At 73.8% G+C, this 13,439-nt stretch carries 14 protein-coding genes; 5 read left to right on the top strand and 9 right to left on the bottom strand.

Annotated elements, in window-relative coordinates:
• Positions 1–27: 27 nt before the first annotated feature.
• On the bottom strand, positions 28–465 hold the full coding sequence (locus HOO61_RS06175; RefSeq protein ID WP_172257730.1) for an SRPBCC family protein: 438 nt from the start codon (positions 463–465) through the stop codon (positions 28–30).
• Between the two features lie 44 nt (positions 466–509).
• Positions 510–944, bottom strand: a complete 435-nt coding sequence (locus tag HOO61_RS06170; RefSeq protein WP_172257729.1) for a hypothetical protein — start codon at positions 942–944, stop codon at positions 510–512.
• Between the two features lie 74 nt (positions 945–1,018).
• Here HOO61_RS06170 and HOO61_RS06165 point away from each other — a divergent pair, with 74 nt between their 5' ends.
• Positions 1,019–2,476 (top strand): phospholipase D-like domain-containing protein, encoded by a 1,458-nt coding sequence (locus HOO61_RS06165; RefSeq protein ID WP_172257728.1) that lies wholly within the window; start codon positions 1,019–1,021, stop codon positions 2,474–2,476.
• On the opposite strand, the gene HOO61_RS06160 is transcribed toward HOO61_RS06165, so the two are convergent.
• From HOO61_RS06160 to HOO61_RS06150, 3 genes are read right to left on the bottom strand one after another with little or no spacing between them, the layout of a single operon-like run.
• The gene (locus tag HOO61_RS06160; protein ID WP_216658559.1) at positions 2,473–3,138 is read right to left on the bottom strand and encodes a hypothetical protein; all 666 of its coding nucleotides are present in this window, start codon (positions 3,136–3,138) and stop codon (positions 2,473–2,475) included. The two genes, HOO61_RS06165 and HOO61_RS06160, sit on opposite strands and share 4 nt — an antisense overlap.
• Before the next feature lie 58 nt (positions 3,139–3,196).
• On the bottom strand, positions 3,197–4,768 hold the full coding sequence (locus tag HOO61_RS06155; protein ID WP_172257727.1) for an alpha/beta fold hydrolase: 1,572 nt from the start codon (positions 4,766–4,768) through the stop codon (positions 3,197–3,199).
• A gap of 60 nt (positions 4,769–4,828) precedes the next feature.
• Complete coding sequence (locus tag HOO61_RS06150; RefSeq protein ID WP_172257726.1) at positions 4,829–5,248, bottom strand: MarR family winged helix-turn-helix transcriptional regulator; 420 nt, start codon at positions 5,246–5,248, stop codon at positions 4,829–4,831.
• A 73-nt stretch (positions 5,249–5,321) separates the two neighbouring features.
• Here HOO61_RS06150 and HOO61_RS06145 point away from each other — a divergent pair, with 73 nt between their 5' ends.
• Together HOO61_RS06145 and HOO61_RS06140 are read left to right on the top strand one after the other, a co-directional pair.
• The gene (locus HOO61_RS06145) at positions 5,322–6,404 is read left to right on the top strand and encodes a methyltransferase (RefSeq protein WP_172257725.1); all 1,083 of its coding nucleotides are present in this window, start codon (positions 5,322–5,324) and stop codon (positions 6,402–6,404) included.
• Position 6,405: 1 nt separating this feature from the next.
• Positions 6,406–6,804, top strand: coding sequence for a DUF1304 family protein (locus tag HOO61_RS06140; protein WP_172257724.1), 399 nt, complete (start codon positions 6,406–6,408; stop codon positions 6,802–6,804).
• 1 nt (position 6,805) lies between these two features.
• On the opposite strand, the gene HOO61_RS06135 is transcribed toward HOO61_RS06140, so the two are convergent.
• Both HOO61_RS06135 and HOO61_RS06130 read right to left on the bottom strand, forming a co-directional pair.
• A complete protein-coding gene (locus HOO61_RS06135; protein ID WP_172257723.1) occupies positions 6,806–7,708 on the bottom strand; it encodes an NAD(P)-dependent oxidoreductase in 903 nt (300 codons plus the stop codon).
• On the bottom strand, positions 7,705–8,391 hold the full coding sequence (locus HOO61_RS06130) for a phosphatase PAP2 family protein (protein ID WP_172257722.1): 687 nt from the start codon (positions 8,389–8,391) through the stop codon (positions 7,705–7,707). The genes HOO61_RS06135 and HOO61_RS06130 overlap by 4 nt, the downstream gene beginning before the upstream one ends.
• Before the next feature lie 147 nt (positions 8,392–8,538).
• Here HOO61_RS06130 and HOO61_RS06125 point away from each other — a divergent pair, with 147 nt between their 5' ends.
• Both HOO61_RS06125 and HOO61_RS06120 read left to right on the top strand, forming a co-directional pair.
• Positions 8,539–10,197, top strand: a complete 1,659-nt coding sequence (locus tag HOO61_RS06125; RefSeq protein WP_172257721.1) for an FAD-dependent oxidoreductase — start codon at positions 8,539–8,541, stop codon at positions 10,195–10,197.
• Positions 10,194–11,585, top strand: a complete 1,392-nt coding sequence (locus HOO61_RS06120) for a sensor histidine kinase (protein WP_172257720.1) — start codon at positions 10,194–10,196, stop codon at positions 11,583–11,585. Before HOO61_RS06125 ends, HOO61_RS06120 begins: the two co-directional genes overlap by 4 nt.
• 7 nt (positions 11,586–11,592) lie before the next feature.
• Here the strand turns inward: HOO61_RS06120 and HOO61_RS06115 are convergent, their stop codons facing one another.
• On the bottom strand, positions 11,593–12,513 hold the full coding sequence (locus tag HOO61_RS06115; RefSeq protein ID WP_172257719.1) for an anti-sigma factor RsbA family regulatory protein: 921 nt from the start codon (positions 12,511–12,513) through the stop codon (positions 11,593–11,595).
• Entirely contained in the window at positions 12,510–13,373 is an 864-nt protein-coding gene (locus tag HOO61_RS06110) for an MEDS domain-containing protein (protein WP_172257718.1), read from the bottom strand. The genes HOO61_RS06115 and HOO61_RS06110 overlap by 4 nt, the downstream gene beginning before the upstream one ends.
• Positions 13,374–13,439: the final 66 nt, after the last annotated feature.

Below are 13,439 nucleotides of genomic sequence, written 5' to 3'. Positions count from 1 at the left end.
CGGGCGTGAAAATTGGGTGGCACGACCTCACGCGGGCTCAGCCGGGCCGGCCTCCGCGGTCCGCTTGATCGATGCGGCCTCGGTCTCGACGTAGCGCCTGGTCAGGCCCTTCGTCATCAGCCACCCGACGGGAGCGAGCGGTCCCGAGAGGCTGACCGACAAGGTCAGCCGGGTGGAATCGCCCTGCGGCTCCACCGCGTGGTCGGCCGAGATCGCGACGCCCCTCGACCGCGACTCCCACGTGAACGCCCGTCCTTCGTCGAGCTCGGTGACCGTCCACACCGCCTCCGGCAGCTTCGGTTGCTGCAGGCGGGTGCGTGACCCGACCCTCAGCGGACCCTCGTCGAGCCGCTCCACGGAGTCCACGGTCGCGATCCGCTCCGGCCAGCGCTCCACGTCGGTGAGCACCTCCCAGACCCGCTCGGGCGGCGCGGCGACGGTGACGGCGTGTTGGAGACTGGGCATCCTCCGAGTCTGCACCCGGCGTCCCTCCGGGCGCGACGCCTGAGTTACCCGAGCGTCCCGAGCTCCTCCCGCATGCCGGCCAGCACGGCGAGCTGCTCGGGCGTGACGTACGACGGGTTGCTGCCGGCCGGCATCCGCAGCACCTCCAGCGCAGCGAGGTCCGGGTGCCCGACGAGCTCCGAGCGCAGCAGCGGGGCTTCCAGCGGGCCAAGGACCAGCGGCACGACGCCGTCGCGCGCCGGCCCGGTGGTGCGGCCGTGGGCGTGGATGCCGGCGGGGAGCCCGGGCTCGGAGCCGCTGACCCAGAGCAGCACCGGCTGCCCCGCCGCGACGAGGTCGGTGCGGTAGGTCGGTCGCACGCACCACGTCTGCGCGTGCGCGAAGCCGGCACGGACGTGCTCGCGCGTCGAGGGTGCCGCGCCGCTTGCCTTGAACAGCCAGGCACCGAGCGTGTCGGTCGAGAGGGCGCGCGCGGGCATGCACCGAGTCTGCACCCACTCCTTCGGGGTGGCAGGCCGTCGACACGCGGCGGCGACGGTGCGAGCGTGGCAGCGTGAGCGAGTGGTTCCTGCCGGAGACGGAGCGTCCCTGGACCTCCGGCAACCTGGTGGTCCCCCGCGTGCACGGCGCGGCCTACTTCGCCCGCCTCGCCGAGCTGGTCGGCGCGACCGGCGCGGGTGACCGCATCTTCTTCACCGACTGGCGCGGCGACTCCGACGAGCGGCTCACCGAGGACGGACCGACCGTCGCCGAGCTGCTCCGCGACGCGGCGGCGCGCGGCGTCGAGGTGCGGGCGCTGATGTGGCGCTCGCACCCGGGGCGGCTCAACAGCGAGGAGAACAGCCACCTCGGCCGGATCATCAACGAGTGCGGCGGCGAGGCGCTGCTCGACGAGCGCGTGCGCAAGGGCGGCTCGCACCACCAGAAGCTCCTCGTCGTACGCCGCAAGGGTCGGCCCGAGGAGGACGTGGCGTTCGTCGGCGGCATCGACCTGTGCCACGGCCGGCGCGACGACGCGGGCCACGGCGGCGACCCGCAGGCCCCGCCGCTGGACGAGAGGTACGGCGACGCCCCGCCGTGGCACGACGCGATGGCCGAGATCCGCGGGCCCGCGGTCGCGCACGTGCTCGACACGTTCACCGAGCGGTGGGACGACGACACCCCGCTCGACCACCGCAACCCCTACCGGGCGGCGGCGCACCGCATCGCGCGGATGCCGCGTCGCGCCGAGCAGCTCCCCGAGCGTTGGAACCCACCGCCCGCAGCCGGTCGGCACCTGGTGCAGATCCTGCGGACCTATCCGTTCAAGCGTCCGCACTACCCGTTCGCCCCGGACGGCGAGCGGTCGATCGCGCGCGCCTACTCCCGCGCCTTCGGCCGGGCGCGGCGGCTGGTCTACGTCGAGGACCAGTACTTCTGGTCCGACGTGGTGGCCGCGACGCTGGCCGACGCGCTCCGCCGCGAGCCCCGGCTGCACGTGATCGCCGTGGTGCCGCGCCACCCGGAGGAGGACAGCAGGGTCGGGGGTCCGCCGATGAAGCACGGCCAGCGCATCGCGTGGGAACGGCTGAAGGCGGCCGGGGGCGACCGCTTCGCGATGTTCGACCTCCACAACGCCGAGGGCACCCCGATCTACGTGCACGCCAAGGTCTGCGTCGTGGACGACGAGTGGATGACGATCGGCTCGGACAACCTCAACCTCCGGTCGTGGACGCACGACTCCGAGCTGACGTGCGCGGTGGTCGACCCGGACGGCGTACTGCCGCGGGGGCTGCGCACGTCGCTGTGGGCCGAGCACCTCGGCCTCCCCGACGACGACGCGCGGCTCGCCGACCTCGACGACCCGATGACCCTGTGGACCTCGCGCGTCGGCGCCCCGGGCAGCCGCATCGCAGTGCACGACCCGCCCCGGCTGCCACGTCGTACGACGCTGTGGGCGCGGCCGGCCTACCACCTCGCCTACGACCCCGACGGCCGCCCGCGGCGGCTGCGGGGCACGACGGACTTCTAGGCGGGATCGAGGCTCGCCGCCACGTCCGGGCGCTGTCGGAGGACCTCGGGCAGGAGGTGCTCGAGGACGCCGACCTCCTCGACGTTGTGCCGCACCCAGGCCACGGCCATCGCGGGTGGGAAGACGCGGGTGGTCAGGTAGCGGTTGACGGGCGTCGCCACCGCACTTCGGGCACCGAGGTCCATGACGCTGACGTAGTGCGTGCCCTCGGTGCCGGCCGACCACGTGTGCTCGAGCTGGAAGACCTGGACGCCCAGCACGCGGCGCACGAGCCGGATCCCCGTCTCGTCGAGCTTCTCGACCCGTTCGACGGAGTCGATGCCGAAGCCCTCGTCGCGCCCGAACGCCTCGACGATCCGGTAGCGCGCACCCTCCCCCGCGCCGCCGCCCGGCGCCGGCCGCGCCAGCTCCCAGCGGATGTGGTCGAGCGGGTGCCAGGCGAGGTAGCCCGACATCTCATGCCCGGCGTAGGTGACGACGTCTCCGATGTGGCTGAACCACCAAAGCAGCATCGCCGGAGTGATGCCCGCGAGTGGCTGGTGGTCGATCGTCACCCTCGTGCGGTGGTGGCTCAGCCGGTGGATGCGCCAGCGGGCGGAGCCGGGGTCGCGCAGCGGGTGCACCACCGGCCGCGGGGGCAGGAGCTGCACTCGACGGGGCACGGCGTCTCCCTCCGGCGCACGGGACGCTCCCGACGATAGGGCCCGGACCGGCGCCCGGTCATCCCCTCACCGGCAGGTGCAGGACCACGTCCTTCATCCGCATCGCGCCGACGACGCGGCTGCCGAAACCGACGGACATGTCGGAGATCGGCGCGACGGTGAGGAAGAGCGTCTGCCCGGCGGGCACGTCGACGGCGACCGACGGCAGCTCGACCCCGCGCCGCGGCTTGTCGATCGCGATGCCGTTCTCGCGGATCGGCAGCATGTTGTTCTGCACGACCCGCGCGTCGAGCGGGCTGGTCCCGACCGACAGCCCGAGGAAGGCACGGTTGTCGAGGCCGATGGTCGTGAGCCTCGCGTCGAGGGTGGGTGAGCCGGCGATCGTGAGCGGGCCCTGCGCGACGGGGTAGGCGACGGGTGCGCCGACCCCGACGGTGCTGACGACCTCGCCGAGCTCGACGTCGGTGGTGGGCGAGACGGCGGGCACGCTCACGCAGCGGTCGCCTGCTGCGGTGGTCAGGTGGTATCGCCCGAAGCCGGTCAGCCCCGTCCTCTCGCCCTGGAGGTTCTGCTGGAGGAACCGCAGGCCGAGGTCGGCGAACGTCGGGCTGCCGAGCGTCGGCGAGCAGGCGTCGGTGGTGGCCAGCGGGATGTCGAGGTTGGTGCCGCCGGGCAGCACCGCGGGAAGGGTGTGCCCGCCGTTGTAGCCGACGAAGATGCTGCGCGAGCGGGCCTTGTCGGTGAGCAGCCGGCTGAAGTTGTCGAGGCCCTGGTCGAGCGGGAAGAGGTTGTCGGTCGCGCCCTGGCCGAAGAGCACCGGGACGTCGAGCCGGCGGCCCTGGCGCACGTGCCACTCCGGGCCGTTGCGGTCGAGGAACTCGTGGAGGTGGGTCGGCACGTTGCCCGTCGCGGCCGCCTCGGCGAAGCCCTGGACCACGCGCGGCGGGAGGGCGTCGGTCGGCAGCGCGGCCGCGGTCAGCGCCGTCGCCCACTCGGTGCGGGGCACCCCCTGCGGGAACAGGCTCTCGGTGAGGCTCCACCAGGTGATCTCGGGAACCAGCGCGTCGAAGCGCGTCGCCCCGCGGTCGCGGATCTCGCTGAGGGCGCCGACGAACTGGTAGCCGCCGCCGTAGGACCCGCCGATCGCGCCGAGCACGGGGTCGCCCGGGCGCTGCTGCTGCACCCACGGCTGGGCGGCCACGAGGTCGACGACCTCCTGGACGTCCTTCCCCTCCACGTCGGGGTTCTCGATGTGGGCCCGGCCGCCACTCTCGCCGAAGCCGCGCTGGTCGAAGCTCAGCACGCCGAACCCGGCGTCGGTCAGGTAGGCGAACGCGGCGGGATCCGTCGTACGGCTGCCGCCCCAGCCGTGGCTGTGCAGCACCATCGGCACCGGGCGGTCCGTCGTGGCGCCGGCGGGCCGGAAGATCGTGAAGCAGATGTCGACCGGTGCGGTCGTGCCCGGGTCGGGCACGCTCTGCAGGCAGCCGTCGGTGGTGGTGACCCCCTCGGCGGCGGTGGCCGGTACGCCGACGAGTGGCACCGCCGCGGCCGTCAGCAGGCCGGCGACGGCGGCGGCGAGGCGCCGGGCTCGGTATCGGGCGGTGGGTCGGTGCGGCAGCGTGGGCATGGCATCTCTCCTGCGACGGGGTCACAGGTACCAACGAGTAACCGTCGCGTGGGCTACGCCTCACGCGTAGGGGTCGGTGACCTCGCGCAGTCGGACCAGCCCCTCGCGCAGGCGGTCGCTGAGCTCGGGGCCGAGGTGCTCGGTCCACTCCCGCTCGACGCCGAGGACGACCTCCTTCGCCCGCTCCGCCGCCTCCCGCCCCCGTGCGGAGAGCCGGATGAGCCGGGCCCGGCCGTCGGCGGGGTCGGGCACGCGCTCGACGAGCCCCTCGCGCTCCAGCGCGGCGACGAGGAGGCTGGCCGTCTGCTTGGTGACCTGGGCCCGATCGGCGAGCTCGGTGAGGCGCGTCCCCTCGTCGGCGATCCGCTGGGCGAGGCGTGACTGCGCGACCGTGACGTCGTACCCCGCCTCGCGCATCGCGAGCCGCACGCGCTCGTCCATGGCGCGGTAGGAGACGAACATGAGTGTCGCGAGATCCATCGTTCCCCTTGACGTAGTCAGCCCTGCTGACCATTATGGTCAGCATCCCTGACGAATAGTAGAGGGGCGGCCCATGTCCAGACTTCCTCCCGTCCGGGTCGCCCGCGCGGCGACCTCCGTCCGCACGGCGGTCCAGGGGCTCACGCGGCGGATGGTGCCGCCGCCGATCGGCGTGCTCGAGCTGATGACCGGCCTGATCGAGGCCAACACGCTGTACGCCGTCGCGAGGCTGGGGGTGCCCGATGCCCTGGCCGACGGCCCCCGCACCGCCGCGGACGTGGCGGCCGAGCTCGGCACGCACCCCGACGCGACCTTCCGCCTGCTGCGCGCCGCGGCGGGCCACGGCCTGCTCGACCAGGACGGCGACCGGTTCGCGCTCACCACCCTGGGGCGCACGCTGCTGTCCGACGCGCCCGACTCGATGCGCGCGGTGGTGCTGATGATCGGCGACCCTCGCTACCAGTCCGTGTGGGGCCGGCTCCCGGAGTCGGTCACGACCGGCGCTGCGCAGGCCGAGGCCGTGCACGGGGTGTCGATGTGGGAGCTGCTCGACCGCGACCCCGACTACGCCGCCACCTTCAACGAGGCGATGACCCGCCTCACCGCGCTCGACTGGCCGACTGTCGAGGCGGCGTACGACTTCACCCCCTTCCGGCGCATCGTCGACGTCGGCGGCGGCCACGGCCAGCTGCTCGCGTCGATGCTGACGGCCGCACCGGCGGCCGAGGGGGTGCTGCTCGAGCAGGAGTCGCTCCTCCCCCACGCGGAGCAGCGGCTGCGCGAGGCCGGGGTGCTGTCGCGGTGCCGCCTCGAGGGCGGGTCGTTCTTCGAGCGCGTGCCCGACGACGGCGACCTCTACGTGATGCGACGGGTCGTCCACGACTTCGACGACGAGCAGGCGCTCGCCCTCCTCACCACCGTGCGTCGCGACATGCCGGCCGGGGCGACGCTCCTGCTGCTCGAGAGCGTCGTGCCCCCGGGCGGCGGGCCCCACTTCAGCAAGAGCCTCGACCTCGACATGCTGCTCTTCGCGGGCGGGCGCGAGCGCACCGAGCAGGAGTTCGCCGCCCTCCTCGGCAAGGCCGGGCTGGAGATGACGCGCATCGTGCCGACCATCTCGATGATCTGCCTCGTCGAGGCCCGTCCGGCGGCGTGAGGTGGACGTCCTCGCGCAGGTCTGCACCGCCGTCGCGGCGGTCGTCCTGATCGCGGTCTTTCCGCTCGAGGCGTTCCTGATCGACCGCCCGTGGGTGCAGCGCTTCCTCGGCATCGAGCCGGACGGCATCGCCCACGTCCACCTGTGGTCGTTCTGCATCGGCGTGCGCAACGCCCTGGCCGGCATCGGCGGCCTGGTCGGCCTGGGGATCGTGAACCGGGGCGACGATACGGTCGGCACGGCCGTGGTCGTGACGGTGCTGGCCTACATGCTGCTGTCGTCGCTGGCCATGGGCGTCGCCGACCTGCTCGGCTTCTGGCGCCCGCGCGGCGGCAGCGTGCGCGGGACCGTGGCGTCGTCGGTGCTGCCGGCGGTGGCGCTCGTCGTCCTGGCCGTGTAGGTCAGCCGCGGAGGCCGGCCCTCAGCTCCTCGAGGGCGGTCGGCAGGTCCACCCGGGGCGTCCAGCCCCAGCGCCGCGCGCGGTCGGCGACGATCTGTCCCGTCCAGGCCGGGCCGTCGTCCCAGGTGGGTTCGAGGCCCAGCGCGGCGGTGACCGCGCCGAGGTAGTCGCGCTGCGTGGCCGGACCGCTGGCCACGTTGACCGGGGTGCACCCGCCCGCGACCGGACCGGACTCGGGGTCGTCGGCCGTCTCGATGGCGCCGGTGGCGAGGTCGGCCGCGAGGCTCGCCAGGTCGTCGACGTGCACCCAGGCGAAGGTCTGGTCGGGGTTCGCGTGCCGCTCGCTCTCGTCGTCGCGGATCTCCGCCGGCCGCACCGTGTTCCAGATCGACGTCGCGCCCGGGCCGAGGATCGCCGGCGGGCGCAGCAGCACTCGCGTCGTCCCCGCCAGCCGCTCGAGCGCGGCGTCGACGTCGCGCTTCACGACGCCGTAGGCCGACGCGGCGTCGGGCACCAGCGCAGCGGACTCGTCGACGTCGCCGACCTCCGGGCTCCGGTCGTAGACGCCGGCGGTCGAGACGTGGACCAGGAGGGGCACGCCGGCGTCGACGGCCGCCTCGGCGATCGTCATCGTGCCGTCGAGCCCGACGCGGCGCTGGTCGTCCCGTCCGCTGCCCAGGGGGTGCACGGTCGTGACGAGCGCGTCGGCGCCGGCCACCACGGTCGCCGCGAAGGCGGGGTCGGCGAAGTCGCCGACGTGCTCCTCGACGTGTGGGTGCTGCGGCGCGGTGCCGACGCGGCGTACGACGGCGCGCACCGTCGCCCCGCGCTCGCTGAGGGCGGACACGACGTGGCTGCCCACGAGTCCGTTGGCACCGGTGACGACGACGATCGGGGAGGTCATGCCTCCACCATGGCACTGCGGGCCTCACCGCGGTCGTCGGCCGTCCGCGGCAGGAGCACCCGGGTGACTGCCAGGAGCCAGACCGTGGCGAAGACCAGGCTGGCCATCACGTCCGTCGGGTGGTGCGCCCCCTGGTAGAGCCGCGACGGCGCGACGACCAGCGGGGCGAGCAGGAGCGGCCATGCCCACCGGCGCCAGCGGGGCGCGACCGCGGCGACCCACAGCGCGATGCCGCCGTAGACGACGATCGCGGTCGCCACGTGTCCCGAGGGGAAGCTGTGGTCGGGCACGAGCCCGGGGTCGAGGATCTCCACCGGCGGCCGGTCGCGCGGCACCAGGTGGGTGACGATGACGTAGAGGGCGAGGTAGCCGCCGACGAGCACCGTGAAGTGGACGAGTGGGCGCCACGAGCGCTGCCACCACGACCCGGCCAGGCCGACCACGACGGCCAGGGCCACGCCGATGACGGTGTCGGCGACGTGGCTGCCCGCGGCGGCCGCGGTGTCGAGGTCGGCCGTGCGCTGGTCCTCCAGCCACAGCACGACGCTGTCGTCCCACGGGTCGACCGTCGGCTCCAACGGTCCGGTGAGGAGCCAGCCCACCCCCAGGACGCCGAGGACGAGGCCGATCCAGACGAGGCCCAGGGTGCGCGCGGCCTCGCGCCGCTCCGTCGACGTGCTCACGCCGCTGAGGATGCCCCAGATCGGGGTTCTCGTCGTCCACCCCCAGGGAGAGTCCCGCGGCCCCCCGGTCCTACTGGTCTCGACCACCTGTGCGCGGGGCCCTCGCGGCAGTAGCGTCCGAGGACGGCAACGGACCGGGAGGTGCCGATGGCGAAGCCCGCCATCCTCGCCGTCGACGACGACGCGGCCGTGGTCGCTGCCGTCGTGCGGGACCTCCGAGAGCGCTACGGCCGGGACTACCGGGTCCTGCGGGCGACGTCGGGGCCCGAGGCCCTCGAGATCCTCGCCGACCAGCTGTTGAAGGACCGCGCGGTGGCTGCGGTCGTCTCCGACCAGCGGATGCCGGGGATGACGGGCATCGAGGTGATGCAGGAGGTGCGGCAGCAGTCCCCCGACTCCAAGCTCCTGCTCCTCACGGCGTACGCCGACACGGACGTCGCCATCCGTGCGATCAACGACATCGCGCTCGACTACTACCTGATGAAGCCGTGGGACCCGCCCGAGGAGCGGCTCTACCCCGTGCTCGACGACCTGCTCCGCGACTGGGCCCACGACCACCCCGACCGCGACGCCGAGGTGCGGGTCGTCGGCCACCGGTGGTCCGAGCGGACGGTCGAGGTGAAGACCTTCCTCACCCACAACCACGTGCCCTACCGCTGGCTCGAGGTGGAGGGGGCCGGGACCGGCGACGAGGCGACCCGGCTGCTCGAGCTCGCCGGGGCGGGCGCCGACGACCTCCCGGTCGTCGCGCTGCCCGACGGGGCCGCGCTGCGCTCCCCGACGACGGTGGAGCTCGCCGACGCGCTCGGGCTGCGCACGCACGCGGAGAAGCCGCTGTACGACCTCTGCATCGTCGGTGCCGGCCCGGCCGGCCTCGCCGCCGCCGTGTACGCCGCCAGCGAGGGGCTCGCGACCGTCGTCGTCGAGCGCGACGCCCCCGGCGGCCAGGCCGGGCAGAGCGCGTCCATCGAGAACTACCTGGGCTTCCCCAAGGGTCTGTCGGGCGCGGACCTCACGCACCGGGCGGTCGCGCAGGCGAGCCGCTTCGGCGCCGAGATGGTGCTGGCACGCGACGTCGTCGGCTTCGAGACGCGCGGGCCGGTGCGCGCGGTGCTCCTCGACGGGGCAGCCGACATCGAGGCCCGGGCCGTGCTGGTCGCCAGCGGCGTGACCTACCGGCGCCTCGGCGCACCCGGGCTGGACGAGGTCGTCGGTCGCGGGCTCTACTACGGCGCCAGCGCGAGCGAGGCGGCACAGACGGCCGGGGAGGACGTGTACGTCGTCGGTGCGGCCAACTCCGCCGGGCAGGCCGCGCTGAACTTCGCCCGCCACGCCGCGCGCGTCGTGCTGGTGGTGCGCGGCGAGTCGCTCGAGGCATCCATGTCGCAGTACCTCGTGGGGCGGATCCTCGCAGCCCCCACCATCGAGGTGCGGCTGCAGACCGAGGTCGTCGGCGCCCGCGGCGACGGGCACCTCGAGGCGATCACGTTGTGCGACCGCGCCGCCGGGCGGGTCGAGGAGGTCGAGACCGGCTGGGTCTTCGTCTTCATCGGCGCGGCGCCACGCACCGACTGGCTCGGGGAGGTGGTCTCGCGCGACGACCGCGGGTTCGTGCTGACCGGACCCGACCTCTCCCTGGACGACGGGTGGCCGTTGGAGCGTGGCCCGCTCGCGCTGGAGACGAGCGTGCCGGGCGTCTTCGCCGCCGGCGACGTACGCCGTGACTCGATGAAGCGGGTCGCGTCGGCCGTCGGCGAGGGAGCGATGTCGGTCTACCTCGTCCACCGATACCTGGCGACGACATGACGCTGGCGGACGAGCTGCGCGCGATCGCGATCCTGGACGGCTTCACCGACGCCCAGGTGGCCGAGCTCGCCGCCGCCGGCGAGGAGGTGGCGTACGCCCCCGGCGACCGGGTCTTCGACGAGGGCCGCCCCGCCGAGCACTGGTGGGTGATGCTCGAGGGCCGGATCGACGTCGTGCGTCGCGTCGGCCACGAGGAGGTCGTGATGGTGACCATCGAGAACCCGGGCCAGTGGGCCGGCGGGTTCCGCGCCTGGGACGAGCACGGCGTCTACATGGGCTCGGCTCGCGTCATGGAGCCCAGCCGCGTGTTCCGGTTGTCGGCGACCGAGCTCGCCCGGTTCGGGAGCGAGTGGTTCCCCTTCGCGGTGCACCTGCTGTGCGGGTTGATCGTCACCGCGCGGCGCATCGAGCACAGCGCCCGCGAGCGCGAGGCGCTCGTCGCGCTGGGCACCCTCGCTGCGGGGCTCGCCCACGAGATCAACAACCCGGCCTCTGCCGCGGTCCGCTCCGTCGGCGCCCTGCAGCAGAGCAGCGACGACACCTTCTCCTCGCTCCAGCGTCTGGCCGGCGAGGGCATCTCCGCCGAGCAGTTCGTCGCCCTCGACGGCCTGCGGCGCTCGATCGACGTCAGCTCCGCACCCACGGGCGTCGCCCTCGCCGACCTCGAGGAGTCGCTCCTCGACTGGCTCGGCGAGCACGCGGTCGATCGCGACTGGGTCATCGCCCCGGCACTGGCCGCCGCCGGCGTCTCACCGGCGTGGCTCGACCGCGTCGCGTCGACCCTTCCCGACACTTCTCTCCAGGCCGGGCTCGAGTGGGTGGCGAGCTCCGTGACGACCGCCGCGCTGATCGCCGAGGCGCAGAACGCCACCCGGCGCATCTCCGACCTCGTCTCCGCCGTGAAGTCCTACTCCCAGCTCGACCGCGCCGCCGTGCAGGACGTCCGCGTCGTCGACGGTCTCGAGAGCACCCTGATCATGCTCGGGCACAAGCTGCGCGAGGGTGTCACAGTCGTCCGCGACTACGACGACACCGTGCCCGTCGTCACCGCGAACCCGGGCGAGCTCAACCAGGTGTGGACCAACCTCGTCGACAACGCCGTCGACGCGATGGAGGGCGAGGGCACCCTGACCGTGCGGACGTACGCCGACGAGCACCACGTCGTCATCGAGGTCGGTGACACCGGGACGGGCATGACCGACGAGGTCGCCGCCCACGCGTTCGAGCCGTTCTTCACGACCAAGGAGGTCGGGAAGGGGACCGGGCTCGGCCTCGACATCTCCCGGCGGATCGTCGTCGAGCGGCACGGCGGCGCGATCGACGTCGCGTCGGAGCCAGGACGCACGGTCGTGGCGGTCCGGCTGCCGCGGCACGCCCCGCCCGGGTGAGACCGGGTCAGCCCTTCCGCACGTGGAGCCGCACGTGGGTGCCGGTGTCGTCGCAGCCGACGTCGACGGCGGCGACCAGCTGGCGGGCCAGCCACAGCCCGTAGCCGTGGTCGGCGGGCTCGGCGGGTGGCAGCAGTCCCGCGAGCGGGTCGACGGGCAGCCCCCCGCCGTCCTGGACGTGCCACACCCACGTCTGGTCCTCGTCGTAGACGTGCACGAGGACCGGAGGTGAGCCGTGCACGAGGGCGTTGGTCAGCACCTCGGTCACCGCCAGCTCGAGGTCGCCGACGAGACCGCGGTCGAGGCCCAGGTCGGCGCCCCGGGTGCGCACCAGACCGCGGACGAGGGCGACGCCGGAGTGGTGGGAGCAGTCGAGCGTGGCGGCGTCCGCGGGCGGGCGCGCCACGGCCGACAGGTCGGCGAGGACCGCCAGCGGGTCCCGGAAGCGCGTGTTGGGCACGACGCAGCCGTCCTCGCGCACCCCGCCGTGCGCGTCGAGGGCGATGTCGACCAGGTCACTGGGGAGGCCGGCGTCGTAGGGGCAGAGCAGGTCCACCGGCTGCTCGGCGAAGACGAGGTTGGCCGCGGACTCGAGCCTGCGGTAGTCGACGAGCTCGACGCTCGTCCGCGTCGCGAGCGGCTGCTCGGCGATCACGCACGACCGGACGCCCGGAGCCGCGGTCACGAAGTCGAGCAGCACCCGGTAGGCGTTCCACTGCGGCCCGTAGGCCACGGCGTCATCGACGACGGCGACCTCGTCGGCGTCGCGACCGAGCTCGCGCCGGATCGCCTCCACCCGCGACGCCGGGGCCATGACGAGCGCCCGATGACCGCGTTCGAGGCCCGCGCGCAGGAAGACGCCCGTCTCGGCCGCGTAGTGGCGGTCTCCGTCGTAGAGCAGCGTCGTGTGCGTGGCGGTCGCTGTCACGGCTCGAGCCTCATCCGGTCGTGGCACAACCCTGTGGCGGCCAGGATCCGTCGTACGACGTCGGGGACGCGCGTCAGCACGAGGTGGCCGCCCTGCGGCAGGGCGGCGGCGATCGAGCTCAGGCGGGCGACCGTGCCCGCGTCGGCGAACGTCACCCCCTCGAGGTCGAGCCGCAGCCGCGGGCTGACGGTGGCGCGCGAGAGCACCAGCCGGTGCAGGAGGTCCCGGTTGGACACGTCGACCTCGCCCCTCACCCGCACGCCCCAGGGCTCGTCGACCGCGAGGAAGGTCGCGATCGGGGCTACGTCGACCTGGGGGGCCAGGCCGTCGTGCTCCCGGGCCACCGCGGCACCGTCGCCCGGCTCGAGCCGGTCGCTGTCGTAGAGGCAGACCGAGCTGACCCGCAGCTCGCGCTGGAGCTCCGTGGACATCCGCTCCCAGGACGTCACGGCGTGGATCGACCCGAGCAGGTCAGTGAGCCCGTCCATCCGCGCAGCCACCCGGAGAGCGGGGAACCCCCGCTTCCTCGTCTCCTGTGCCGCGAGGCAGAACCCGTCGGCGACGGTCTCCAGGTGCTCCGGCCGTGTCGAGCCGTAGGCGAGCTCGAACGAGCTGGTCACCAGCTGGCCGGTGCGGAGCGCCTGCCGCGCGTCCAGATGCTCCGACAGCCGCTGGAGGAGACCGTCGACCTGCTCGTCGGAGGCGACGTAGAGGAGCTGGTCGCCCGCTGCGAGTCCCTGCGCGACGAAGGTGGCAGCGACCCGGTCGAGCTGCGGGCCGTCCGGCTCGAGCGCGCACAGGTGCGTCCCCGGCTCCAGCGAGCAGAGGTCGGCAGCCGCGCGGTGCGACCCGAGAATCATCCGCTCAATCTAGGACGGTGTCGCCGCGCGGGACCCACAGTTCTCTCACATTTTTCGGCGGTGGGC

Source organism: Nocardioides sp. zg-1230, assembly GCF_013155335.1.
Lineage (GTDB): Bacteria > Actinomycetota > Actinomycetes > Propionibacteriales > Nocardioidaceae > Nocardioides.
This window is presented reverse-complemented; position numbering and strand designations above follow the sequence as displayed.